Source organism: Mesorhizobium sp. WSM4819 (assembly GCF_055811215.1).
This window is the reverse complement of record NZ_JBVVQO010000008.1, coordinates 53,473-77,827: the sequence shown is the minus strand read 5'-3', so window position 1 is coordinate 77,827 and position 24,355 is coordinate 53,473. Positions and strand designations below refer to the sequence as shown.

Here is a 24,355-nt window from a genome sequence, read left to right as displayed (position 1 = left end):
ACTAGCGCGGTGCCAAAATGAAATATTGCCTAATTTTATCAATCCTAGCTTTGGCCGCCTGCAAGACAACCGATGGGCTTGCGACCTGTGCGGGTACGCCATTCCAACTGAACGTGGGACAATGGGAAATCACCCCTGAGGATCTTCAGGTCGATTGCGCGGAAGAGCCCAAGTGAAGTTTCCTGAACATGCCCTTCTGGTGGAGAGAGAAACGCTAGCCGCCCACTACAAGGAGGTGGAAGCGTTTCAAACGTCACGAGCGAAGTCTGCGCGGCGCCTGTCAAAGACCCTTATAGCCTTTGCGGCGGCGGCGGTCCTAGGAAACGTTGCGCAGGCATTTACCATCGCTGCCATGGTCCCGTTCACCAAGCTCGTGCCTGTGTTCCTTTGGGTACGGCCGGATGGGACAGTTGACAGCGAAGTGTCAGTCTCTCAACTGCCGGCAACCCAAGACCGGGCCGTCGTAAATGCTTCGCTGTGGGAATATGTACGCCTGCGCGAGGGCTACACAGCAGATACAGCCCAATACGGCTATGATCTCGTATCCAGTTTCAGCGCACCGGCTGTGCGACAGGAATATCAAGATTACTTCAACTATCCGAATCCCACCTCGCCGCAAGTCACGGTCGGCAAGCGCGGCAAGCTCGAGGTCGAGCACATTTCCTCAAATGACATCAGTCCGGACGTTCAACAGATCCGCTACAAACGCACTCTTATCGTTGATGGGCAGATGCCGATGGTGACCACCTGGACAGCAACCATCCGCTACGAGCGCTTGACGGGTCTGCCTGGGCAATCGAGGCTGACCAATCCGGGAGGACTACTCGTTACCTCCTATCAAGCCTCGGAAGATAGTGTATCAATCCCGGGGCCCGTACAGCCATGACAAAACGAGCGTTTCTCGCGCTGGCCTGTTCACTTTTCTTAACGATCGAGGCGTCCGCGGAAGACACACCACTTGCCGGCAAGCATGATGCGCGGATGCGCTACCTGGCTTACCGTCCCGACGAAGTGGTGCGTCTATCGACCGCAGTGGGGGCAACGCTGGTTGTCACATTCGCGACCAACGAGACCGTCGCAGCCGTGGCCGTTTCCAATAGCAAAGACCTGGCTGCGCTCCCGCGCGCCAACTATCTCTTTTTTAAGGCTAGCCGGATGCTCCCGCCGCAGCCGGTCATCGTGCTGGCCGAGAGTGAGTCCGGTACACGGAGATACGTATTCAGTATTTCAACGAGAGCGATGCCAAAACTCGATGAGCAGCAACCTGACCTATACTACAGTGTGCAGTTCACCTATCCTGCTGATGAGGCTGCTGCTCAGAGAAAGGAAGCAGAAAGGCGCTCGATTCTTGGTCAGGCCCGGGCGAAAGTGCTGCAAGAAGACAGAGTTCAGGATTTGTTGAATCGGCCCGCCGCAACTGCCAGTCCGGACGAAAGCAATTTCCACTACGTCGCAAAGGGCGACCGATCGCTGGCGCCGCTGGAAGTCTTCGATAATGGCTTTACGACCGTATTTGGATTCGCAAGCAATTCCCGCATACCCTCCCTCTACGTTATCAATCCCGACGGCAAGGAAGCCGCTGCCAACTACACAGTCAAAGGGGACTATGTTGAAGTATCCGCAGTCGCGCGGGAATGGCGTCTGAGAGATGGCAATACGGTCTTGTCCATTTTTAACAGGGCTTATGATCCTGTGGGACGAGCGCCAAAGACCGGTACAGTGAGACCCGATGTGTGGCGCGTTTTGAAAGGCTCGGGCCGATGAATGAAACCGGCCCACAGTCGGTACACGATGTCGATGCATCCAGATCGATCGTCTCGGAGCCGGCCCGCCGGCATCTATCGGGATCGCAGAAGTTGGCCGTCGCCGGTCTTGTTCTCATCTCATCTCTATCGCTCATCTGGCTCGGAGGTCGTCCCAGCACACAAGATGAACCACCTCAGCCAAAACCGCCAATTTTCCCCAACGCTGAGCCATACCGCCCTGTGCCAATCGAGATTGCTCCCGAACCTCCAGCACCCGTACAGGCGGCGCAGGCGGCAGATTCTGCGCCATCCACGCCGCCACCGGCGCCAGCTGATCCGCCGCCGGAGGAAACACCAATTTTCGCCTACAGTAGCAGCAGTCAAATGCCCGACGACGGTCAGCGGAGCGAAGACCACCATAAGGATGCTCCCGCGACCGAGGATGAGATTTCAATCGGTGGCGATCTGTCAGGGCGATTGAAGCCAGATATACAGGAGCCAAGCCGGGCTACACTTTTGCCGCACCCTGATCTAGTGATTACTCAAGGAACGATCATTCCCTGCATTTTGCAAACGGCAGTCGACACAAATTTACCGGGTTATGTGAAGTGCGTGTTACCTAAAGACGTCCGCGGCGCTACCAACAATGTCGTGCTCCTGGATCGCGGGACGACCGTGATTGGCGAGATCCAGCGCGGTCTCCAACAGGGGGATGCGCGTGTCTTCGTGCTGTGGACGCGCATCGAAACGCCTGACCATGCCCTCGTGTCGATAGCATCGCCGGGCGCTGACGAACTCGGCCGCTCCGGTATGCCTGGCACGGTGGATAATCACGTCTGGCAGCGCTTTGGCGGAGCAATGCTCATGAGCGTCCTTCAAGGCGCGTTTCAGGCGGCCGGTCAATATGCGGCTAGCTCTGGCGAAGGAAGCGGCATCAACAGCTTCCAGAGCAATGGTGGACAAGCCGTCGAGACGACACTGAGAGCGACGATCAATCTTCCGCCAACTCTGAAGAAAAACCAGGGAGATGCTGTATCCATCTTTGTGGCTCGGGACCTCGATTTCTCAGATGTATACGAACTTAGAGCGACCGCCGTGGCGCCAGCCCCCCAACATCGCGAACGCCGGAGAGACAAAAATGCGATCGGAGGCTGATCCTCAATTGCGTTTGCTTCTCGACCCCGTTCTGAAATGGCTTGAGGAGCCAAGGACCGAAGAGGTCGCTATCAACCGGCCTGGGGAAGCCTTTGTCCGACAGGCCGGCGTTTTCACGAAACATCCGCTACCGCTATCTTATGACGATCTGGAGGACATCGCGATCCTCGCTGGAGCGCTGCGCAAGCAAGATGTCGGACCGCAAAGCCCCCTCTGTGCGACTGAGCTGCCGAACGGAGAGCGGCTGCAGATCTGTTTGCCGCCCGCTGTTCCCTCAGGAACAATAAGCCTGACCATACGGCGTCCCTCAAGTCGTGTGACCGAGCTTAAGGAAGTTTCTTCTCGCTACGAATACTCGCGTTGGAATCAATGGCGGTCACGAAAGGAGCGCCAAGAGCGGCAGGACGAAACGATTCTTCAGCACTACGACCATGGTGACTTGGAGCAATTTTTGCGAGCGTGCGTTTGCGGGCGGCTCACGATGCTGCTTTGCGGACCTACTGGAAGCGGCAAAACGACAATGAGCAAGACTTTGATCAACGCTATACCCCCGCAAGAGAGACTGATAAGTATCGAGGACACGCTCGAACTTGCAATCCCGCATGAGAACCATGTCCGGTTACTCTATCCAAAAGACCAGGCAGGCATAGGTGCGGTGACGGCAGAGCAACTGTTGCAAGCCAGCTTGCGCATGCGCCCTGATCGAATATTGCTGGGTGAGATGCGCGACGATGCTGCATGGGCCTACCTCAGCGAAGTCGTCTCCGGCCATGCGGGATCAATATCAACGATTCACGGGGCAGATCCGGTCCAAGGCTTTAAAAAGCTCTTTTCACTCGTCAAGAGCAGCCCGCAAGGAGCCGCTGTGGAAGACCGCACGCTTCTTGACATGCTGTCGGCTGCCATTGACGTCATTGTACCGTTCCGTACCCAAGGCGAAGTATATGAGGTGGGAGAGGTATGGCTCGCCGCCGATGCCCGGCGACGGGGAGAGACAGTAGCCGACCTTCTTAACAAGCACTAAGGCTAGAACAACGTCTCGGGCTCGATAGGTCGATTGTGATGTGACGCGTCATTTTGTTCTGCTTCGATGCCTCTTTGACGGGCTTTCTCAGATTGCTTGGGTAGCCTGAGCGAGTCAGCGGCATCATGCCATCATCATTGTACGAATTGCATGCTCCATTGTCCTGGACGAGACCGGCTTCGCTAGCCAAAGGACGAAGGCCTGATTAGCAGATGTGACCGGCATGAGGTCGATTTCACCGACGACTATGACAGGCACCGTCATGAGGGTGGGGCATGCGGATTCTGCCTGTTCTCGCTCGAGGAAAGGCATTTTATCCAAGATCAGCAGGTCGGCTGCTTTCCCGCTCTCGATCCAGCCGCAAAGGCTTTCGAAGGTCGCGAAGCCGACCGGCTTATAACCCAGCGCGGCGATATTCTTCTTGTAGATCTCCAACTCTGCTGGGTCGGGCTCCACGACTGCAATGATTTCTCCGTTGCCAAGTGATCCGTCGTATGGGCCGACAGCGATGTCAGCGCTGACTGGCTCCTCCTCGGAGGCCGGTAAGTAGATATCAAAGCGGGTACCTCGGCCAACAGCCGAGGTGACGTCAAGGCATCCTGCGAGCGCGCTCACGTGCCTGTCAACCGCAGAAAGACCCAGCCCGGTCCCGCCGAGGCGAGAGCGGGTGGTAAAAAAGGGCTCAAAGACATGCGGAAGTATCGAACTTGCAATTCCCGGGCCATCGTCGCTGATGGAGAGGAGAACGTAGTGTCCAGGTCTCAAGGTGCCCCGAGCCAGTGGCTTTGTTTGGCACACTTGGGCGCGGGAAACGCTAATCTCGACACGGCCCTGGTTCAAGACAGCCTCCGACGCGTTCTTGCACAAATTCATAAGGATTTGCTGTATCTCGGTTGGGCTGCCCTCGACCACCGTTTGCCACTCATTGATCTTGAAATTCAACTGAACACCCGCACGAACTGTAACCCTCAGCAATGGCGCAAGATCCATAACAATCTCGGAGACGCTGATAGGCACTGCCACGCGCTTCCGGTTTCGGCTGAGTGACAAGATCTGGTCAACGATCAGCTTGGCTCGGTGTCCAGCTAAGATGATTTGGTCGATGTGGTTCCGAATCCTAGAGGGTCGACGCACCAGCCCTTGGGCAATCTCTGAATATCCGATTATTGCGCCTAAAATATTGTTGAATTCATGTGTGGCGCCGCTTGCGATCGTGCCGACGGTCCTCAGCCTTTCCACATGCTCCCATCGACTCACCAGAAGGTCGCGTTCGGCATTTACTCGTTGCATTTCAAGATGGTTGCTCAAACGCACAATGGCACTGGCAAGAACCCGCAGGTCGTCTGCTGAGGGGAGTGAGCGATCTCGTTCAAAAACAAGGATGCAAACCACAGCCTGCTGATCGGAGGCCCTGCAAGCAACAATTTGACAAACACCGGAAGTGCCTAGGGCGGTCCGAACCATTTCCGCCGCCGGAACGACGCGAAACACTGGTCGTCCGGCACGGACAAGTGAAACGACTTCATCAATAAGCGCGACGTTCCAGACGGGTATGCACGTGTTCGCCACAAAGCACTCAGTCTGCCTGCTGAGACTCGGATCCACCAGAGCAAGCGCGCATTGATGCGCATCGAAAACGCGTTGCACGACTCTAAGCGCTGCTTCGGTGGAAAAGCACGCCGAGGCGTTCTTTGCTTTGCTATCGTTGAAGAGAGATTCGATCTCACGCATTGCCTCTTCAAGCTGCAACCGCCTTTTCAGCCGGTTCATCCGCAGATGCTGCCTGGAGGACCGAATGATCGCAAACAAGCAGAGGCATATGGACAGCAAGCCAAAGAAAAATCGCGTACGCTGCGCTTGCGCGCTGGCTAAGCTGTAGCCTTTCAGATGCTCTCGCTCCAGTTCGGCGGCCCTGGAGGACGTGTCGAGGGATGCGATCTGATTGGCAGCTTGGTCCAACCTCCATAAACAAGACAGGAGACTGCGGAAAATGCCCAAAGCATCCGCGGCAGCCCGGGCCTGGCTCGGAGCAAATCGGTCGGGAGGCTGATCCATCTGTGATGCAAGGGTGAGCCCCGGTTCGGCCGAAAACGCGATCAGCTTAGACAGTGCAACTCTGCGCGACGATGCCCCCCCAAGGCGACCAAGCGAGCGAGCAAGATCTGCGAGACAGTTTTGCACAAGCTGATCTTGCTTGACCAAGGCTGAGACGGCAGCCTCTTTGTTTTCGATCGAGTTTATGAGCTGCGCGCGCAATCTGGATTGCCCGGAGCTCTCATCGGGCGAAGTCTCGGGAGGGCGTTGCAAGTTTTCACGATTCCTTTGCAATGCCTGTCCGGTAGAAGCAACCGATCGGGAGTCCAATACCATATCCGTCCGGGCGCGGGCGACGTCGCGCCGGAGCAATGCATCGTTGATCTGAATCGTTCGCAGTTGGCTTAGGATCGCGTCGTTGATCTGCGGGGGCTGCCCCTGCGTCCCGACCAAGAGCGCAATCGAGGCGGCTAGGGCGATTACAATTGCTTTGTCGGAACTGAGCCGTGTTTCCCAAGGAAACGGCGTTTGATCCGCGGTGCACGCCTTGCGAAGATCCAACCTGAAGTCCAGCTCGCCACGGGTTCGGTATGCGGCCGGATGCTGCTGGAATAGGAAAGCCACGCCTACCTCTCCCCTTATGAGGACGGTTCAACACCGTTGCCAAACTTGGTTTTGGCCCGCTTCCAGAACGAGAATGAGCGCCCAAAGGACCCCGCGATGCGGAGCACATCGTTGCGATCTTGGAAGCAGATGAATACAACGCGCACGCGATGCTTCGACCCCTCGCGGCTTCAGGGACCCTCAGCTGAAGCCCAGGATGAAGCGCCGATTGGGTGAACGGATAGGGCGCGCGTTCCGGGGATATAGCGAGGTAAATCGCTCGATGTCTGCTGGGTCGACCTCAACCGGTTCCGTCGCCACCATCCAGTCGACGTTTTCGGTGCATGGTGGTGTCGTCAAAGATCCTTCATATGTCCAGTAGCCAAGCGAAGCCGGCAGAAGCCCGTTCGGGTCGACGTCGTCGACCGCTGCCTCTTCGCCTGACGTTGCCGGAAATGCTGCAGCAAGCCTGGCGAAACTGGCATTTGTCGCGCCTGGCGTCAGAAACACGCCCAGCACACCCAGAGTATCGCTGTTGCGGTCCTTATGGACAAAATGCGCTTCAATCGGGAAACTCTTGCCTGCAACGTGGTGCTCGCTTGGCGCATGGAAATGGAACTGTAGCAGCTCATAGACACGATCCCCCAGAGTGAGCGTGCTGCCTTGCGGCAGGTTGATCTGAATGGTGTGGCCGTTGTTCACCATCCTGCCGCCGCCCTTGTGCCAGCCTATGGCGATATGCGGAATATCCGCTTTGACCGCGCCCCGGATATCGACCGGCGATTGCTGCATGCCCGCCGAGCAGACCAAATTTGTCTTGTCCAAATGCCCCCATTGTTCGGGTCCGACCAGGCCGGCATATCCCCATTCGGTGCTGGCCGCCCGCGCGGCTTCAGCGCAAATAGGACACGCGCCGAGTGCAACAAATCCTTTGATCAGATTACGACGGTGCATATTGCTTTGGCTCCTACTGAACACTTCAATTTAGCGCTGGCATGAGAAACTGCAGTCGCAGCTGTGATGTGGGCGACATCGTCGCAATTTGCGGCGAACAGTTCGGTACGCCACCATCGCGGCTTCAGGTCGACCGACATAGGACATTCCCGCGCGCGGCCGTGCTCGCCGACCACATGCGGTTTGTAGCAGCTATTATCAGGTAGATAGTCCCAGCTATTGGCCGAATGCGTGCTCATTGTCTCCACGACCGCCGATTGCCGTTCGATTGCTGATCACATGGTCGACCTCACCGAACGCCTCGGCACCCGGGCCACACTGGACAAACTTCCATGCAACTACTCCGATGGCGCCCACCACGCCAAGTGACGCTTCATATTCATCATCGGACAGCCAGAGAAATCGATTGCTTCGATAAAGAACATCCACGACATGGATGCAATCACGCGCAATTTGCGGTGCTGCTGAGGACGCCGGCTCGATCCGCCATATCTCGGCGAGAAATCACGCGCCGGAGAACTAGGCAAGGTTGCACCACCGTGGACTAAAGATCGAGCTTATGCTGTCACGCGTTCGATCAGGACCAAAGGCTTGCGCGCCTCTGGGCGGTCCGCTGCGACTCAGACACGGAGTAGTTCTTCAAGATGACCCAAAACAGAACAAGAATCTTACTGAACCGAACTAATTTTGCAATGACGGTCGCCGAAGATGATTCTGAACCACTGAGGAAACTTGACGAGTGCTTGGACGAAGCGTCCAGGCATTTCTCAGCCGTTCTTGCCGTGCCTCCGAAGCTCTCGATCTCGAGCGCTCATCGCAATGAGGGTAGCACAACAGGGATGCAGATGGGGCCGAGAGACATGTCTTGGACGAGTTATTCAGTGGCATTGCTAAGCGCTCTATGGAAGCCTCGCTGATCAGGCTATGAAGTCCGGCAACCAATGTCCGGGCATGATCGTCCGGGACCACATCTTGAACATCGTAAAGCCAGACACCGAGGCCTCCAGTCGGGCCTCCGACATTCAGATTCGCTTCGTTAGAACGAGCTTTGGAATCGCAGCACGCCGCCGAGGCTGTTCCTTTTGCCGACGTGAGCCGGGTTCGTTCCGGAACGGTCGACGGCAGCGAACTTGGCGTAATGGGCATAATCGACTTCGGCTGTGACTGTGAAACCTGGAATGACCATATAGGCGACGTTTGCAGCCAGTCCGGAGTTCCTGAGCTGATCACCCGAGACCTGAAGGTTGAACGAAGTTTTCTCGTTTAACGTGTAAGTGGCGCCCGTCCAGAAAGCCCAGTTGCCGCTCCAAATTTTGTAGAAGCCGCGACCGTGAGCGGCGAGCGCGTTGGTTGGGTCATCGTTGAGATTGCCAATGGAGCCATAGCCGAACATTCCGAATAGCGACAGGTCATCTGTGACATTGACATCGAGTCGGAGCTTGCCGGCCAAAGCTTCGTAGTCGCTGTCAGGAGCCATTACGCCGGTGATCGCGCCCCAGCCCTGCGTCTGTTTCACGCCGAAGACGACGTGCGGAACATAGCTGTCGATAGTACCGACTACACCCGACCCTTGTTCAAGTGAAACCAGAGCCGAAAAGCCATTATCGGCATCGAAGTAATACTGAGCCACGTTGGTATCGAAGTCGCCGTACGGAGCGAGTACGTTATTGAGTACGTTTCCGGCGTAGCCTGTAAACGTGTCGAAGGCCGACTCGTCCTTGCCAACTCGGAGGCCACCAAGCTGGATCCAGGCGGAAGACAACTTGACGCCGCTGTTGAAGCTATAGTTGTGAGGGCTTTCCGGACCCGGATAAGCGTTGTGGTTGCCGAAGTTCACGCGAGTCTCAGTATAGGTCTTCAGTGCGCCTAGTTCGGTCTCCTGGCGCGTCCAAGTTTTGAACGTGAAACGCGTGTTGTTTCGCCAGGTGCCCTGAGCCTCGCCAGTTCTCACATCGGAGGTTCTTATCCCGTCATACGATCGGACATCGCTGAGGCCGACGTCGTAACGGATGTAGCCGCCGATGCGCACGCAGGTCTCGGTGTCGGGGATATGGAAGTAGCCCGAACCGTAGACGTCGCAGATATTGACATATTCGGTCGGACCCGGCGCGGAGACTTCGTCCGTCGCGCGAGCGACGGAAACGGAGATCAGGGCCGCAACTGAGCCGAGAAGAAGCCTGCTTACGTTCATTCTGGATCTCCAGTTCAAAGAATAAAAGGCGGACGCGTCAAAGGGCGAACCGGCGGCCTGTCCCAGGACCAAAAACATGTGCATCTCGCTCCTCTTTCGTACCTGAGGAATGCCCGATACTATGTTGACTTGTGTAGTCCCGGTGTGAGTAAGTCAAGTTATACTTGTACATTTCTTTATAGCAGTTCGACTTATAGAAGAAACAACTGTGGTTGGCTATCAACTGCCCGAAGGAGGTGAGATTCGACTTCCGTCCGGATCCAAGAAAAGGCAAAATCGCCTGTTGCCCTGCCGCGCTTCCCACAAGCGTTCCTCATTCTTTCAGTACATCGGGGATTCAGCATTTCTGAACCAATATTCATCTCCGTTATTTGTGAGTTGGCCGTCGGCGTTCGATGCGGAGCAGCAAGCGACGTGCCATCCTGAAGAGGTAGCTCCGCGCTGACACTTAAATTGGCCGGCGCAACTTCGTCGCGCTCTTTTCTTTTTGCTTTTTGGGGGTCAGCTGAGCACCGAGCAGACGTTTTGGGACACGGTTCGTATGTTCGATATATGACACTTTCGTTCGATACCGACAGCACCTGTTTGCTGTGAAGCTCGGGTCGAGACAGCATGCGGCGGCGCCGCTCGGTACACGTCAGGCGGGAGCCTCGCTGCAGCGCACAACTGGATCGTGCCAAGGATGGCCCGTTTCGTTTTGCAGCGGCGCAATCGTTCACACCCCCGTGCGACTCACCTAGCGCCCATTGCGGATCGGATGGATGCATGCTCACGAGAGTAGTGTGGTTGGTTGCAGGGCCACCGCCTTGTTCGGTCAAACAGGCCAACTCTCGACAGATCACGGCTTAGGTCTTATATAAGCGCCCTAGAGAGAGTTAAGGTCGTTTCTATGAGACAAAGATGCGCTCAACAGTGACAGATACATTGCCTCCCAGAGTCAAGAGGGCGCTTGGCAAGCTCGGCGCCGACATTGCGGTCGCCCGTAAGAAGCGCAGCCTGACCGTGATGATGATGGCGGAACGACTGGGTGTCGCAAAGAGCACCTATCTGAAGATCGAAAAAGGAGACCCGACCGTCGCTATGGGGGCCTACGCCATGACCTTTTTCGTTTTGGGCTTTGATGAGGCTTTGGCGCAGATCATCGACGCGCATCGCGATGAGCAAGGCCTGCTCCTCGACGCTGAACGTTTGCCCAAGAGGGTAAGGGTGCGGAAGCCACCGGGTGCAATATGAGACGTTCTATTGCTGTTCACATTGGCGAAGAAGCGATGCTACTGGGTACGTTGTGCTATGATCAGCAGGGTGCGCGCGAGAGCGCTGCCTTTGAATATGATGCAGGTTGGCTGAGAGCAGCGGAAGGCTTCTCGATCGAACCCGGTCTGCCACTCGTTACTGGCCCTCAATTCCATCGAAAGACCGGCGATGGATCCGTGTTCCACAACGCGATCGCGGACACGGAGCCGGACGGATGGGGCCGGCGTGTAATCCAGCGCGACCAGGCCAAGCGTCGCCAAGAGGCGCGCCGGGCGGGAAATGTCGCCGAAACGCGGCCTCTGAACGCGATGGATTACCTCTTGGCAGTGGACGACATGAGCCGCATTGGTGCGCTCCGGTTGAAGGACGAAGAAGGGCGTTACCAAAGAACGACCGAGGAGGGTCGACGCACCACGCCGCCGCTCATTGAAATCGGTCAACTTCTCGCAGCCACGCACGCCGTCGAGACGAACACCGAGACGGCAACGGATCTCGCCTATTTGCGTGGACGTGGCACGTCCCTTGGGGGCCTTCGTCCGAAATGCTCTGTCGTCGACGATGACGGACGCCTCGCTATCGGTAAGTTTCCGAGCGTTGCCGATGATCGATCTGTCACAAAAGGCGAAGTGCTCGCTATGAATTTGGCCAGAAAAGCCGGCGTGGATGCTGCTGAGACACGTCTGCTCGACAGCGACGGCGCCCCTGTCGCGCTCATACGGCGTTTCGATAGGACTCCGAACGGCAATCGACTCATGTATATCTCGGCCGCCACGATGATCGGCGCAGAGTCAGGGGACGTTGGCGAGCATAGCTATACTGAACTTGTGGATGTGCTTCGTCAGCACGGCAGCCAGCCAGCGGCCAACATCGAAGAGCTTTGGCGGCGCATCGCGTTCTCGATCCTTATCACCAATGTCGAGGACCACCTCCACAATCACGGCTTTCTCCATGTGCATCACGGGCAATGGCGCCTGGCGCCTGCATTCGACATCAACCCGTTCCCTGAGCGCGTGCGAGAGCTGAAAACCTGGATATCCGAGGAAACTGGGCCCGAAGCGACTGTCGACGCACTGATGTCGGTAATCGCTTATTTCCGGATCAGGAGTGATCGAGCGAAGACGATACTCGCAGAAGTCGAAAAGGCGGTCGCGTCATGGCGGGAGGAGGGGCGGGCGCTTGGGATGACCCCCCAAGAACTCGATAGCTTCACCGACGCGTTCGAACATCGGGAACGGCAAGCCGCCCAACGGCGCAGAAATGATCCCTGAAAGCTTGCCGTTTGCGGTTAAGATGGCGTCCTGCAAGGGCGTCAAGGCGACTGGTTCTCCGTTTCGCCTACCCTCACTCCATGTCCGGCGCCGAAAGGTCGAGCGCCAGCGCCGTCTTCGAACAGGCCTGGTTCCGGCTGGCCCAGCGCCAGCCGCTAACGAGTCAGATACTCTTCTGCCAGTCTCTGAGCCGCACAGCGCTGCTGAAGCGCACGTCGAACGTGATGCTGATCGGCTTGTGCGCAGGGCGACTACCAGCGCTCGAAACCCATACCCTCCTTCTTGCCGTCGCGCGCCGCATCGAAGATGGCCCAGAACGGACTGTTCCTGCCCCCGGCCTCGAGCCCCGCGGCGGCATGGGTATTCGCGAGAGAGCGCCGGACGCATAGGCTCCGCGTACTGGCGATGCGGCCTGCGCGCTGCTTGAAATCGACTGGCGCGGCAGAATGCGATCGCTTTCGTGATCACGTCACCTGGGAGGACGAGAAAAGATTGTTGAGGCACGGGTACGAGCTGCCTCAGTCGTTCGTTCGATCGACAGCACTGTGTGCGGAGGACGCTCTCCATCATGCAGTGCCAGGAGACGCTGGCCGATTTCCTTATCCGCTGCCGTGAGCCGATGATTCAGCCGCAGAAAATCCATCCAGGTTGGCGTGCGGAATGTCTCTGTCCAAATCGAAGGCTTTTGAAGATTTCGCTGCAGTGTCCAGTTTCGCGCACCGGCACGGCTCTGAACATGGCGCCTTGCGCGCATGTAGCCCAGAAAGGTCTCGATATTCTCCTCGGATATAAGATACTCGACCTTGACGACTATGGGGCCACTCCTGGGCTTCAACTCGAGTGCCAGCTCCGGCGCGTGAAAATCCGAACTTTCCTGATCCGTTTCTTCCCATGGACGGACTGGTAACAGTACTCCCGCAGCTGCAACCAGCAACAGAGCGCCTGCGGCGCCCTGCAAAGCCCAGGCTAAGGAGTAGTTCTGTGCGACAGTACCCCATATCCAGCTGCCTGCCGCCATCCCGCCTGCGCTAAAGGCGTAGTAGATCGATAGTGTGCGGCCGACGACCGACCTTGGGCTTGCCAGCTGCACCGACACGTCGATGCCCGTCCAGGTGATAAGCCAACCCGCGCCAGCAAGTGCCAGCGAAATGGCCGCTACAGCGACCGATGATGTGAGTGCAAGGGAAAGGCAACATGCTGCACAAGCAACGGAGGCGAACGATACCAGCCTGTTTTGAGACGTGATCCGCCTTAGAAAGCTATTGCTCATGCCCGCGACGAAAGCACCCATGCCGAAGCCCGCCAGCAGGATGCCGTAGACGATTGGGCCGCTTTTCAGCTGATCCCGGACGACTAAAGGGAGCAGCGCAAGGATGGAGATGCTTGCCAACCCGAAAAAGGTTGCACGGGCAATCGCTGCCCTGATCTCCAGGGACATTACGGTGAAGCGCACTCCGTCATGAATTGCCATCGTCATGCGCTCACGAGGGAGAGGTGACGTGCGAACATTCCATCTAGTGCGCCATATTGCGGTCAGCGGCGCCAGATCACTCAGCGCTGCCAACGCGAAAGCGGCCAGCGGTCCAAGAAATGCCAAGACCACGCCCCCCAAAGCCGGACCAACGCTGCGCACAATGTTGTATCCGACGGACATAAGCGTCACCGCAGCCGGGATGTCGCGCTTATGAAGAATATCGCCGACAGAAGCGTGCCAGGCCGGATCATTCAAGGCAAAGCCGCAGCCGGCCAGGAAACCTAATCCGAGAATTAGCCAGGGACCGGCAAATCCCAGACCCACAGAAATCATCAGCGTCGTTGATGCCAATGCTATCAGGCAGTGCCCCGCAAACATTACCCATCGGCGGCTGAAGTTGTCGGCAATGGCTCCGGCCAGGATTGAGAGGAAGAATACCGGCAACGTGGATGCGGCCTGCACGAGTGCAACCATCAGATCCGAAGCGGAAATCGTGGCCATCAGCCAACTGATGGCGACCGTTTGCACGAGCCACCCGAGGCTGGATATTTGTGTGGCCGTCCAGATCGAGCGAAACACCGGGTTCCGAAATGGAGCCAGCGTTGTTGAGACAGGCAGATGAGCATTTTTTTCGGACTGCATGACGGTTGATGCCTTCGGGGGGCCGGTTATTCAATTCACGGCTGCCACTACTGCTGTTACGATGTTGACCAATAAGGGCCGACATATCGAGGATGACTTCATCGCAATGAGGAGTTGGATACCTCCGCTCTCCTGGACTGGCGCCAACCACTCCTCGCCCAGCAAAGTAGCGTTGCCGATCGTCCTGCTCGAGAAATCGTCTGCAGGGTTTTCGATCTCGCGTCATCAAACCAGTGCCCATGCAGCTTGCCGGCGTCTATTTTTTCGCATTGGGCCCGTTTTGCTAGTGTCATTCGTGACAAATCCTGTGCATGGCCGTCGTACCGCTAAATTCCGAGGATGAGGGCGCCTCCGGTGAGGCCGGCACCCGCCGCGGCAAGGAGAATCTTTTCGCCCGCCCGAAACGGCTGCGTCCGATGGGCGAGCGACAGCGAGAGCGGGATGGTCGCGGCGGAAGAGTTGCCGTACTCGGCGATCGTCTTGACGATTGCCTGATCCGCTATTCCGAGGTTCCTCCCGACCACATCGAAAATCCGAGCATTGGCCTGATGCGGCACGAAACGATCAATGTCTTGCGGCAGCATTCGGGCAGAAGTGAGCGCGTCCTGCGAGCAGGCCGTCATCATGTCCACGGCCTTGCTGAACACTTCACGGCCGTTGGCGATCGTCATGCGGGTCTGCCCGAGGTCCATGCCGCCGTGGAACGGTGTGTTGCTTCCTCCGGCGGGAATCTGGATCAGCCCGTAGCGCGAGCCGTCCGAAGCCAACGCGGCGCCGAGAATGCCCCGATCCGGGTCATCGCACGGGGCAATCACCACGGCGCCGGCGGCGTCGGCAAACAGCACGGCACTGGCGCGCTCCGCCGGATTGATGCGGCGGCTGAGGATGTTGGCGGCGATGACAAGGCTCGCCTTCCCGTGCAGACGGGTGAAGCTGTCGGCGAACATCAGCGCATAGATGAAGCCGGCGCAGGCGCCGGTCAGATCGACCGCGCCGGCGCAGCTGAGCCCCAGCCGATGCGCGACCAGCGGCGCGCTGGGCGGCAAAAGGTGATCGGGTGTCGAGGTGGCAAGCAGCAAAAGACCGATGTCGCCACGGTCGATGCCGGCATTCGCCAGCGCCATGTCGCCGGCGTGCGCGGCAAGACCCGACAGCGTGTCTTGGTCCGTTGCCCAGAAGCGCGAGCGTATCCCGGTCCGCTGCTCGATCCAGCCGGGCTCAAGCCCGAGACGGATTTCGATTTCCGGATTCTCGACCTTGCGCGACGGCGCATCATGACCCAAGCCGAGAATGGTCGACGATCTCTTCATGGCCGGGAACCGAAGCGTTCGCCGGCCTCCTCGATGGCATCATAGAGCCTGTCCAGCTCGTTGCCGGTGATGCAGTAGGGCGGCAGAAGATAAAGGACATTGCCGAGCGGGCGCACCAACAGGCCGCGTTCGAGAAAAAAGGCGCGCAGTTTTGGCCCGATCTCGGCCAGATAGCCGGCTGAGCCGGCGCGCAGATCGAGAGCTGCGATCGTGCCGGTCGCCCGGCAATCTGTGAACTTGGTATTGTTGCGAAAGCGTCGAAGCCCGACGGCCAGCCCGGCACTCAAGGCCGCAATCCGCTCGGCCACCGGCTCGTCCCGCCAGATCTCGATATTGGCAAATGCTGCCGCGCAAGCGATCGGATTGGCGGTATAGGAACTCGAGTGGAAAAAGGTCTTCTTCCGGTCCTCGCAATAGTGGGCCCGGAAGATGGTGTCGGTGGCAAGCGTGGCCGCCAGCGGGATTGCGCCGCCAGTCAAGCCCTTCGAGGTGCACAGGATATCAGGAGAAATCGATGCCTGGTCGCAGGCGAACATGGTTCCGGTGCGCCCCCAGCCGGTCATCACCTCGTCGGCGATCAGCAGCGTGCCGGAGGCCTCAGTGATCTTTTTCAATTCGGCCAGAACCCAGGCCGGATACATCAGCATGCCGCCGGCGCCGAGCACCAGCGGCTCGAGGATCAGCGCGGCGGCGCGGCGGTCGCGAGAGAAAGCCTCGTATCTATCCAGCGTTTCCTGCTCGCGCCCTGCGGCCGGAAACGGAATGGTGTCGACCTCGAACAGCAGGGGTTCGTAGGCGGCGTTGAACACGCCGCGGGCTCCGACGCTCATCGTGCCGATCGTGTCGCCATGATAGCTGTGTTCCATGACGACGATGCGCGAACGCGGCGCGCCGATATTGCGGTAATAGCCGAGCGCCATCTTCAGCGCGACTTCGACGGACGTGGATCCACTGTCGGAATAGAAGACCCAGTCGAGGCCTGCCGGCACTATTTCGATCAGCGCCGAGGCTAATTGCTCTGCCGGCTGATGGGTGAGACCGGCGAAGATCACCTGGTCGAGCATCTCAGTCGCATTCCGGATTGCTTCCATGATCCGTGGATGGCGGTGCCCGTGGGTGACCACCCACCAGGAGGAGATTGCATCGAGGATATGCCTTCCGTCATTCGTCTCTAGCCAAACCCCTTCCGTGCGGACAACGGACGGCATGGCCGGCTCGATCGCGTGCTGGGTGAATGGATGCCAGACCGGCGACCGCGACATCATTCGCCTCCGGCAATCTTGGCGAGGTCGAAGCCGGCAAACATCGCCTTCCGCAGAGTTTCGCGCGTCAACGGAACGAGGTGTGGCAGCCTGCCGAGCTGACGCACCGCGCCGAATTCGGTGATTGTCCTTTGCGTATCGGCTACCTCTTCGCCGATGAAGGCGATGCCGATCAGCGGGATGGAGCGAGCCCGCAGGGCTTCGATCGACAGCAGAGTGTGGTTGATCGTGCCGAGCTCGGTGCGGGCGCACAGAATGACCGGCAGCCGCCATTCAGCGAAGATGTCAATAAATCTTGTCTGTCGGTTGATCGGCACCATCAGTCCGCCAGCGCCTTCGATGACGAGCGGTGTCGGCAGGACCGGAAATGCAAGATCGGCAGCCTCAATCGAGACGCCGTCGATTTCGGCTGAACGATGCGGCGACAGCGGGCTCTTCAAGCGGTGAGCTTCCGGCAGCACGCGCCCTGACGGCAGGCCGGCGAGCCGTTCAACCGCCTCACTGTCGGTCTCCTCATCGAGACCAGATTGCACCGGCTTCCAGTAAAAGCCGTCGAGCAGCCCGGCCAGCCCAGCCGAGAACACGGTCTTGCCTATTCCGGTGTCTGTTCCGGTGACGACGATACGCGTGGTCATGCCGTGGCCAACACCTCGACGAGCGTCTCGACCATGGCCGAAATGTCAGGCTTGCCGACATTCAGCGTCAGCGAAATGCGCAGCCGCGACGTGCCCTCCGGCACGGTCGGCGGGCGAATGCCGCGTATGTCGAAGCCGCGGGCCTGCAATGCCGCCGCCATCAACATGGTGCGGCTGACGTCGCCAATGACAAGTGGCTGGATCTGCGAGCCGCTGCGCGCCACGCCACAGCGCTCGGCCAGTTGGCGGCCCGCGAAGGCAACGTACTCGTGCAGCTGAACGCGGCGCATCGGCTCGTCGACCAGGATTGCGAGCGCTTCGCGCGCCGCCACCGCCATTAGCGGCGATGGCGCGGTGGCGTAGATAAAGGGCCGGCAGCGGTTGACAATATAGTCGCACAGCACTCCCGGCCCAGTGACGAGTGCGCCGGATGCGCCGAGCGCCTTGCCGCATGTGTGGAGCGCGACAATGTTGTCGCGGCCCTCGAAAGCGGCGGCCAGCCCCCGGCCGTCCGGTCCCCAGACGCCGGTGGCATGCGCCTCGTCGACCACTATGAATGCCTCGTACCGATCGGCAAGCGCGACCAGGCTCTCCATCGGCGCGCAGTCGCCATCCATGCTGTACAGGCCTTCGACTGCGATCCAGATATGCCCCATGCCACCTTCGGCGCGCCAGCGCCTGATCGCGTCCTCAAAAGCATCTATGTCGTTGTGCGTGGCCGGCCTGAACTCGGCGCGTCCAGCCCGCGCCCCTTCATGCATGCTGGCATGCGCGAGTTCGTCGAGGATCAGCAGGTCACCCTTTCGCGGCAGGGCGCTCAGCAGGGCGAAGTTGGCGATGTAGCCGCTGCCGAAGAACAGCGCCCGCTCGGCCCCGAAGAACGCCGCCGCATCTGCCTCCAATGCCTCATGCTCCGGCGCGTTGCCGCGCAGGAGCCGCGATCCGGTAGCGCCGACCGGGGTGCCCCCCTCGATTGCCGCCGCGACTGCATCGCCAAGTCTCTTCGAGGCAGCAAGCCCGAGATAATCGTTGGACGAGAAGTCGAGCCCGGCGCGCGGCGCCAGTGTCCGCAGCCGGCCCTTGCGTGCCAGACCCTGCAAGGTTGCTTCATAGCGGGCAAGCGGCGGCTCGTTCATCTTGCCTCGCGTGGCATCGGCTCAATGCCGAGACGCCTGAATAGACGATTATCCTTGTCCTCGCCGGGATTGTCCGCCGTCAGCAGCATGTCGCCGACAAAGATCGAATTGGCGCCGGCAAAGAAGCACAGCGCCTGCGTTTCGTCGCTCATCGCCGTCCTGCCGGCGGAGAGCCTTACATAGGACTTCGGCATCATGATGCGGGCGAGCGCAATGGTGCGGACGAAATCGATCGGATCGATGGGCTCGGCCTCGGCAAGCGGCGTGCCTTCGATGGGGATGAGCATGTTGATCGGCACGCTTTCCGGCGGCTCGGGCAGGTTCGCCAGTGTGACCAGCATGTCGATGCGATCGGCCTTTTCCTCTCCCATCCCGACAATGCCGCCGCAGCAGACCTTCATGCCAACCTCGCGCACGTGCCCAAGTGTTTCCAGCCGGTCGGCAAAGGTCCTGGTTGAAACAACCTCGCCGTAATAGCGCTCGGACGTGTCGATGTTGTGGTTGTAGTAGTCGAGACCGGCCGCCTTCAGGCGCTGCGCCTGACTGAGGTCCAGCATTCCGAGCGTCATGCACGTCTCCATGCCGAGCGCCTTCACGCCCTCGATCATGGCGACCACGGAGCCCATGTCGCGTTCCTTCGGACTGCGCCATGCGGCGCCCATGCAATAGCGGGTGGCGCCGGCGTCCCGCGCCTTGATCGCTTCGGCAATGACACGCTCCACCTCCATCAGCTTGGACGCCCTCAGGCCGGTTTCGTAATGCGTAGACTGGCTGCAATAGCCGCAATCCTCCGGGCATCCGCCGGTCTTGATGCTGAGCAGCCGCGACAGCTGCACCCGGTTGCGATCGAAGTTCTGGCGGTGGATTGTCTGAGCCAGGAAGAGCAGGTCATTGAACGGCATCCCGTGGATAGCCTCGGCCTCTTTGCGGTTCCATCGGGATAGTGCCCCCTCGATCGATTGCATGGCTTGCTTCACGTCGCACTCCGAGTTCGTTCCAATCGTCATCATCAAAAGCTTTGTCGCTGGTCCGACAGCGCGTGCAGGAGTCTGTCGACCCTCCTCGGGTTCGCTATGATCGTCGATCAGCCCGATGAGCCTGAACCAGTTGGAGGGTGCGCCGCACAAAGATGCAGGCTCGCATGGAGCAGTTCCTGCGTCGGCGCGCTCCAGCGGAGGTGGGAATGCCTTTCATTCCATCTCCATCAGTTCAAGCGCGCGCTGATGCGCCGGCATATCCAGGCCGATGTCGAGGATGGGCGCGCTGTGTGTCAGCCATCCGACTGAGATGAGGTCGACCCCCGTCGCAGCAATCAACGGAGCCGTTTTCGGCGTCACCCGACCGGAAGCCTCGGTGATGGCGCGGCCACCGACGATTGCCACGGCGCGCGCAAGGTCCTCAACCGACATATTGTCGAGCAGCACTGCGTCGACTCCCAGCGTGAGCGCTACATCGAGCTGCTCCAGCGTGTCGACCTCGACCTCGATCTTCACCATGTGGCCTGCGGCGGCGCGCGCCCGCTCTATTGCCGTGCGAATGTCGCCGGCGATCGCGATGTGGTTGTCCTTGATCAGCACGGCGTCGTCGAGCCCGAAGCGGTGATTGGCGCCGCCGCCGACGCGTACCGCATATTTCTCCAGCGCGCGCAGGCCGGGCGTGGTCTTTCGCGTGCACACGATCTTCGCCTTGTGGCCACGCACGGCCTCGACCATCGCCGCTGTGGCAGTGGCGATGCCGCTCAGGCGGCACAGAAAATTGAGCGCCGTGCGCTCGGCCGTGAGCAGGCCTCGCGCCGGTCCGCACAACTTGGCGATAGTCTCGCCCGCCGCGACATCGCTGCCGTCAGCTCGCCAGATGTGCATGTCGATCGCAGGCTCGACGAGCATGAAGGCGAAGGCGGCCAGATCGAGACCGGCAACGATGCCCATCTGTCGCGACTTGAGCACCAAGGTGGCCGTGCGATCACGCGGGATCACGGCGTCGCTGGTCAGATCACCGCATCTGCCCAGGTCTTCGAGAAGAGCACCGCGCACGATCGGCTCGATCAGGGTTGAGGGAAGGGGTGAGAACGAATTCATGTCAGGGTGCTCCGTATCGGCGCCCGCCAGCTGAGTGCGACGGCGGTCTGTATTGCGCTGCACAGTGTCAGCCGTGACTGGCGCGCATCTGCATCGCGTCCGGGGAAATCGGAACGATAGTGCGAGCCGCGGCTCTCTTCGCGCCGCAGGGCCGCAATGGCGATCATCAGCGCGACCAAGGCGGGGTCGGAGGCAGCGCTGTCGTGAGCTGCGATCGGCAACAGGGTCGCCACCCCGTCGCGTAGCGTCTCGCTATCGCGGATGATGCCGAGCGCGGCCGAGACGATTGGGCGGATGCCGGAGGCGTCTGGCCGTCGAGGCACGAATGCGGAACACACGCGCGGACGCCGGGTGTGTGATACGTCGGCGACGCTTTCAGCAACCCAGCTCGCTGTGACCGCCGCTTCGATAAGCGAGTTGCTGGCGAGTCGGTTCGCGCCGTGCAGACCGGTGCATGCGACCTCGCCACATGCCCACAATCCCTCGATGGAGCTGCGGCCGGCAGCGTCTACAGCGACACCGCCCATGTGATAATGTGCCGCCGGGCGCACCGGGATCGGGTCGGTCGCGGGATCGATGCCGGCCTGGTGGCACAAATCGGCGATCGCCGGAAAGCGCTTGTCAAATCTGAGGCCGAGACATTGCCTTGCGTCCAGGAACACACGGCGTCCGACAGCGAGCTGATGCCAAACCGCGCGCGCAACCACGTCGCGAGGCGCAAGCTCGCCCCCGGGGGTTTCAGCGAGGAAACGCTCTCCTTGCTCGTCGATGAGCACAGCACCCTCGCCGCGCACCGCTTCGCTCACCAGCGGCATCGGCCGCCGCGGACCCTCGAGGGCGGTCGGGTGGAACTGCACGAATTCCAGGTCGGCGAACTCCGCCCCGGCACAGGCGGCGAGCGCGAGCCCCTGTCCACATGAGCCAGGAGGGTTTGTCGTATCGCTAAACAAGCCGCCGATGCCGCCGGTCGCCAGGACCACGCGGCGCGTTGGCAAGGCGATTGCGCCCGTGCACCCGGCCGCGACCACGGCGATAATCGCCCCGTCTTCCACGACAAGCCGGCGGGCCTCCACGTTTTCCAGGATAGTGATGGAGGCTGTGCGCCGTGCCGCGGCGATCAGCGCGCGGACCAGCTCGCGACCGGTGGCATCGCCCGCCGCATGCACGATCCGCCGCTGCGAGTGCGCCGCCTCAAGCCCGAGCCGCAACGCGCCGTCAGCGCGTCGATCGAATGCGACACCGAACCGCTCTAGAGTCCTGATCGCTTCAGGTGCAGCTCGGACCGTTCGCCGCACAGTCGTCACGTCGCAGAGACCGTCGCCGGCCGCGACGGTGTCACAAAGATGAAGTTCGGGACTGTCCTCGCCGCCGACACTTGCCGCAAGACCGCCTTGGGCGAGCTCGCTGCAGGCTCCGGTTCCCAGCCCCGCATTGGACAGAAGCACAACCGGTTCCGGCGCCAGATGAAGCGCCGTCATCAGGCCTGCCACACCGGCGCCGATGATGACCGGGGCCCCGCCGATGTCATGAACGTCGAGGCTCATATGGAAAGCATACGCTCGACCGAGCGGCGCGCGCGCCCTGCAATCCCGGGATCGATCCGAACCTCATGCCGGTTCTCCTCGAGTGCGACGCGAATGTTAGCCAGCGTGATGCGCTTCATGTGCGGACAGAGATTGCAGGGGCGGACGAACTCGACGTCGGGATGCGCGATCGCGATATTGTCGCTCATCGAACATTCCGTCATCAACACTACGCGGGGTGGTTTTTCCCGCTCGACATAATCCGACATGGCCGCGGTGGAACCCGAAAAATCCGCCTCTGTGACAACGTCCGGGGGGCATTCGGGATGGGCCAGCACGATGACACCCGGATGTGCGGCGCGCAGTTCGCGAATATCGGCCGGGGTGAAGCGCTCATGCACCTCGCAACGACCCTTCCAGGCGATGATCCCAACCTTCGTCTCGGCGGCGACGTTCTTGGCGAGATATTCGTCGGGCAGCATAATCACACGCGGCGCGCCGAGCGATTCCACCACCGCCTTTGCGTTGCCCGAGGTGCAGCAGATGTCGGACTCGGCTTTCACAGCGGCGGAGGTGTTGACATAGGTGACAATGGGCACGCCGGGATAACTCTGTCGCATCAGCCGCACGTCTTGTGCCGTGATCGAATCGGCCAGCGAGCAACCAGCGCCCAGGTCGGGGATAAGCACGGTCTTTTTCGGATTAAGCAGCTTGGCCGTCTCGGCCATGAAATGCACGCCGGCAACGACGATGACTTGCGCCTCGACTGTCACAGCCTTGCGGGCCAGCGCCAGGCTGTCGCCGACAATGTCTGCGACGCAATGGTAGATCTCGGGCGTCTGATAGTTGTGCGCCAGGATGATGGCATTGCGCTCGCGCTTGAGCGCAAGGATGGCTTCGATATCGTCCACGAAAGACGGCCATTCAATCGGCGGGATCACGCGCCGGACGCGCTCGTAGAGGAACGCGGCCGTAGGCAGCACGGCGCTCATTGATGCCCCCGCTTATACTCTAGTTGAAGATAACCGGCATATACTTGCCGTGAGTATAAGGGATGTCAACCCCGCGCCAGCGGCAATTTTGTCCCGGCGACGGCCCTTTCGTCGAGAACGGCGTGGCGGAAGCGGTAGAGCTTCGCCGGCCGACCACCGGTCTCCGCAGTGGTCTCGCCGGTCTCCTCGACCAGTTCCTGTTGCTCGATCAGGCGGCGAAAGTTCGGCTTGTGGATGAGCCTGCCGGCGAGCGCCTCCACGGTTCGCTGCAGCTGCAGTAGCGTAAAGGTCGGTCGCATAAGCTCAAAGACGACGGGCCGGTATTTGATCTTGGAGCGCAGCCGCGCAATGCCCGTTGCCACGATACGGCGATGATCAGCGACCATGGATTTGCTCGGCACCAGGGGAAGCGGCGTCTCCCGTCCTCTTCCGGCCTCTTGGACCAGGCCTGCTTCATAAAGTAACTCATATCGCTGAAGCACGAGCTCCTCATTCCAATAACGGTCGTCGAAGCCAAAGGCGATCGCCGCCCGCTGCCGGCGTTCGCGTCGCGTGGCCGCGTCGCTCGCTCCGTCTGCCCAACCGATCAAGCGTGGTCGCACAACATCCAGCACCACCGGCGGGGTGCCGGAGCGGTGGTCCTCCCATGGAAAATAGTCGTACCAGCTTTGCCAGCCGCACTTGCATGAGCCCGTTGCCTGTTCTTTGCTGGTCAAAGCGAGATAGCTGATGGAGATGACGCGCTGCTGGCGTTCGGCGCCGATTCGGTCCCGATCGGCGAAGGTGTAAAGCTGCTCGATGTACCCCAAGGGCTGGCCGGTCTGCTGCTCGACCCACCCCCTCAAACCGGATTGCGGCGACCGGTGCTCAAGCGCAAAAGGTCCGGACGGCAGGGTGTCAGCCTGGCCGATGGTTAGGAGACAGGGGTCACTTTCATTTACGGCCACGACGACGGCGATCAGGTCCACTTTGACTTGGTCCGCCTTGCCGGCTTTGTCTTTCCTGGTTCCTGTTGCCTGATCGTCCATGTTCGTGAAAGTGGTTGACCCGAGCCCGGGAGCCTTAATCGATTTAA

General features: G+C 59.9%; 20 protein-coding genes. 7 read left to right on the top strand and 13 right to left on the bottom strand.

Going from position 1 to position 24,355, the window contains the following annotated elements:
- Positions 1–17: 17 nt before the first annotated feature.
- The 5 genes from AC0L18_RS09980 to virB11 are packed head-to-tail and all read left to right on the top strand — an operon-like array spanning position 18 to position 3,924.
- The gene (locus AC0L18_RS09980; RefSeq protein ID WP_473491950.1) at positions 18–176 is read left to right on the top strand and encodes a type IV secretion system lipoprotein VirB7; all 159 of its coding nucleotides are present in this window, start codon (positions 18–20) and stop codon (positions 174–176) included.
- On the top strand, positions 173–886 hold the full coding sequence (locus AC0L18_RS09975) for a type IV secretion system protein VirB8 (RefSeq protein WP_473491949.1): 714 nt from the start codon (positions 173–175) through the stop codon (positions 884–886). Before AC0L18_RS09980 ends, AC0L18_RS09975 begins: the two co-directional genes overlap by 4 nt.
- A complete protein-coding gene (locus tag AC0L18_RS09970) occupies positions 883–1,764 on the top strand; it encodes a P-type conjugative transfer protein VirB9 (protein ID WP_473491948.1) in 882 nt (293 codons plus the stop codon). The genes AC0L18_RS09975 and AC0L18_RS09970 overlap by 4 nt, the downstream gene beginning before the upstream one ends.
- The gene (virB10, locus tag AC0L18_RS09965) at positions 1,761–2,900 is read left to right on the top strand and encodes a type IV secretion system protein VirB10 (RefSeq protein ID WP_473491947.1); all 1,140 of its coding nucleotides are present in this window, start codon (positions 1,761–1,763) and stop codon (positions 2,898–2,900) included. The genes AC0L18_RS09970 and virB10 overlap by 4 nt, the downstream gene beginning before the upstream one ends.
- Positions 2,884–3,924 (top strand): P-type DNA transfer ATPase VirB11, encoded by a 1,041-nt coding sequence (gene virB11 / locus AC0L18_RS09960; protein WP_473491945.1) that lies wholly within the window; start codon positions 2,884–2,886, stop codon positions 3,922–3,924. The genes virB10 and virB11 overlap by 17 nt, the downstream gene beginning before the upstream one ends.
- 123 nt (positions 3,925–4,047) lie before the next feature.
- Here the strand turns inward: virB11 and AC0L18_RS09955 are convergent, their stop codons facing one another.
- The 3 genes from AC0L18_RS09955 to AC0L18_RS09945 form a co-directional block, all read right to left on the bottom strand.
- On the bottom strand, positions 4,048–6,519 hold the full coding sequence (locus AC0L18_RS09955) for a two-component system VirA-like sensor kinase (RefSeq protein WP_473491943.1): 2,472 nt from the start codon (positions 6,517–6,519) through the stop codon (positions 4,048–4,050).
- Positions 6,520–6,762: 243 nt separating this feature from the next.
- Complete coding sequence (locus AC0L18_RS09950) at positions 6,763–7,515, bottom strand: carbonic anhydrase (protein WP_473491941.1); 753 nt, start codon at positions 7,513–7,515, stop codon at positions 6,763–6,765.
- Between the two features lie 1,036 nt (positions 7,516–8,551).
- Positions 8,552–9,706, bottom strand: a complete 1,155-nt coding sequence (locus tag AC0L18_RS09945) for a porin (protein WP_473492067.1) — start codon at positions 9,704–9,706, stop codon at positions 8,552–8,554.
- A gap of 900 nt (positions 9,707–10,606) precedes the next feature.
- Between AC0L18_RS09945 and AC0L18_RS09940 the strand changes: the two genes are divergently transcribed.
- Both AC0L18_RS09940 and AC0L18_RS09935 read left to right on the top strand, forming a co-directional pair.
- Positions 10,607–10,939, top strand: a complete 333-nt coding sequence (locus AC0L18_RS09940; protein WP_473491940.1) for a hypothetical protein — start codon at positions 10,607–10,609, stop codon at positions 10,937–10,939.
- Entirely contained in the window at positions 10,936–12,228 is a 1,293-nt protein-coding gene (locus tag AC0L18_RS09935) for a type II toxin-antitoxin system HipA family toxin (protein ID WP_473491939.1), read from the top strand. The genes AC0L18_RS09940 and AC0L18_RS09935 overlap by 4 nt, the downstream gene beginning before the upstream one ends.
- 469 nt (positions 12,229–12,697) lie before the next feature.
- Here AC0L18_RS09935 and AC0L18_RS09930 read toward each other — a convergent pair whose 3' ends face one another.
- The 10 genes from AC0L18_RS09930 to AC0L18_RS09885 all read right to left on the bottom strand — a co-directional run bounded on the left by AC0L18_RS09930 (position 12,698) and on the right by AC0L18_RS09885 (position 24,308).
- Positions 12,698–14,344: an MFS transporter gene (locus AC0L18_RS09930; RefSeq protein ID WP_473491938.1), complete on the bottom strand. Its 1,647-nt coding sequence runs from the start codon at positions 14,342–14,344 to the stop codon at positions 12,698–12,700.
- Between the two features lie 326 nt (positions 14,345–14,670).
- Positions 14,671–15,654 (bottom strand): beta-ketoacyl-ACP synthase III, encoded by a 984-nt coding sequence (locus AC0L18_RS09925; RefSeq protein WP_473491937.1) that lies wholly within the window; start codon positions 15,652–15,654, stop codon positions 14,671–14,673.
- The gene (locus AC0L18_RS09920) at positions 15,651–16,916 is read right to left on the bottom strand and encodes an adenosylmethionine--8-amino-7-oxononanoate transaminase (protein ID WP_473491936.1); all 1,266 of its coding nucleotides are present in this window, start codon (positions 16,914–16,916) and stop codon (positions 15,651–15,653) included. Before AC0L18_RS09920 ends, AC0L18_RS09925 begins: the two co-directional genes overlap by 4 nt.
- Positions 16,916–17,551, bottom strand: coding sequence for a dethiobiotin synthase (gene bioD / locus AC0L18_RS09915; protein WP_008874741.1), 636 nt, complete (start codon positions 17,549–17,551; stop codon positions 16,916–16,918). Before bioD ends, AC0L18_RS09920 begins: the two co-directional genes overlap by 1 nt.
- The gene (locus AC0L18_RS09910) at positions 17,548–18,687 is read right to left on the bottom strand and encodes an 8-amino-7-oxononanoate synthase (protein ID WP_473491934.1); all 1,140 of its coding nucleotides are present in this window, start codon (positions 18,685–18,687) and stop codon (positions 17,548–17,550) included. The genes bioD and AC0L18_RS09910 overlap by 4 nt, the downstream gene beginning before the upstream one ends.
- The gene (bioB, locus tag AC0L18_RS09905) at positions 18,684–19,652 is read right to left on the bottom strand and encodes a biotin synthase BioB (protein WP_473492065.1); all 969 of its coding nucleotides are present in this window, start codon (positions 19,650–19,652) and stop codon (positions 18,684–18,686) included. Before bioB ends, AC0L18_RS09910 begins: the two co-directional genes overlap by 4 nt.
- Before the next feature lie 225 nt (positions 19,653–19,877).
- The gene (nadC, locus tag AC0L18_RS09900; protein WP_473491933.1) at positions 19,878–20,765 is read right to left on the bottom strand and encodes a carboxylating nicotinate-nucleotide diphosphorylase; all 888 of its coding nucleotides are present in this window, start codon (positions 20,763–20,765) and stop codon (positions 19,878–19,880) included.
- Positions 20,762–22,309 carry an L-aspartate oxidase gene (locus AC0L18_RS09895; protein ID WP_473491932.1) on the bottom strand — a complete coding sequence of 516 codons (1,548 nt, stop codon included), beginning with the start codon at positions 22,307–22,309 and terminating at the stop codon, positions 20,762–20,764. The genes nadC and AC0L18_RS09895 overlap by 4 nt, the downstream gene beginning before the upstream one ends.
- On the bottom strand, positions 22,306–23,280 hold the full coding sequence (gene nadA / locus AC0L18_RS09890) for a quinolinate synthase NadA (RefSeq protein ID WP_473491930.1): 975 nt from the start codon (positions 23,278–23,280) through the stop codon (positions 22,306–22,308). The genes AC0L18_RS09895 and nadA overlap by 4 nt, the downstream gene beginning before the upstream one ends.
- Before the next feature lie 65 nt (positions 23,281–23,345).
- Positions 23,346–24,308 (bottom strand): NUDIX hydrolase, encoded by a 963-nt coding sequence (locus AC0L18_RS09885; RefSeq protein WP_473491928.1) that lies wholly within the window; start codon positions 24,306–24,308, stop codon positions 23,346–23,348.
- Positions 24,309–24,355 lie beyond the last annotated feature (47 nt).

Bases quoted from the DNA above. Each gene is read 5' to 3' on its own strand.
- AC0L18_RS09930 (WP_473491938.1), bottom strand. From the start codon at position 14,344: ATGCAGTCCGAAAAAAATGCTCATCTGCCTGTCTCAACAACGCTGGCT.
- AC0L18_RS09925 (WP_473491937.1), bottom strand. From the start codon at position 15,654: ATGAAGAGATCGTCGACCATTCTCGGCTTGGGTCATGATGCGCCGTCG.
- virB11 (WP_473491945.1), top strand. From the start codon at position 2,884: ATGCGATCGGAGGCTGATCCTCAATTGCGTTTGCTTCTCGACCCCGTT.
- nadC (WP_473491933.1), bottom strand. From the start codon at position 20,765: ATGAATTCGTTCTCACCCCTTCCCTCAACCCTGATCGAGCCGATCGTG.
- nadA (WP_473491930.1), bottom strand. From the start codon at position 23,280: ATGAGCGCCGTGCTGCCTACGGCCGCGTTCCTCTACGAGCGCGTCCGG.
- AC0L18_RS09940 (WP_473491940.1), top strand. From the start codon at position 10,607: ATGCGCTCAACAGTGACAGATACATTGCCTCCCAGAGTCAAGAGGGCG.
- AC0L18_RS09885 (WP_473491928.1), bottom strand. From the start codon at position 24,308: ATGGACGATCAGGCAACAGGAACCAGGAAAGACAAAGCCGGCAAGGCG.
- AC0L18_RS09895 (WP_473491932.1), bottom strand. From the start codon at position 22,309: ATGAGCCTCGACGTTCATGACATCGGCGGGGCCCCGGTCATCATCGGC.
- AC0L18_RS09910 (WP_473491934.1), bottom strand. From the start codon at position 18,687: ATGAACGAGCCGCCGCTTGCCCGCTATGAAGCAACCTTGCAGGGTCTG.
- AC0L18_RS09945 (WP_473492067.1), bottom strand. From the start codon at position 9,706: ATGAACGTAAGCAGGCTTCTTCTCGGCTCAGTTGCGGCCCTGATCTCC.
- AC0L18_RS09980 (WP_473491950.1), top strand. From the start codon at position 18: ATGAAATATTGCCTAATTTTATCAATCCTAGCTTTGGCCGCCTGCAAG.
- bioD (WP_008874741.1), bottom strand. From the start codon at position 17,551: ATGACCACGCGTATCGTCGTCACCGGAACAGACACCGGAATAGGCAAG.
- AC0L18_RS09950 (WP_473491941.1), bottom strand. From the start codon at position 7,515: ATGCACCGTCGTAATCTGATCAAAGGATTTGTTGCACTCGGCGCGTGT.
- AC0L18_RS09920 (WP_473491936.1), bottom strand. From the start codon at position 16,916: ATGTCGCGGTCGCCGGTCTGGCATCCATTCACCCAGCACGCGATCGAG.
- virB10 (WP_473491947.1), top strand. From the start codon at position 1,761: ATGAATGAAACCGGCCCACAGTCGGTACACGATGTCGATGCATCCAGA.
- AC0L18_RS09970 (WP_473491948.1), top strand. From the start codon at position 883: ATGACAAAACGAGCGTTTCTCGCGCTGGCCTGTTCACTTTTCTTAACG.
- AC0L18_RS09935 (WP_473491939.1), top strand. From the start codon at position 10,936: ATGAGACGTTCTATTGCTGTTCACATTGGCGAAGAAGCGATGCTACTG.
- bioB (WP_473492065.1), bottom strand. From the start codon at position 19,652: ATGCAATCGATCGAGGGGGCACTATCCCGATGGAACCGCAAAGAGGCC.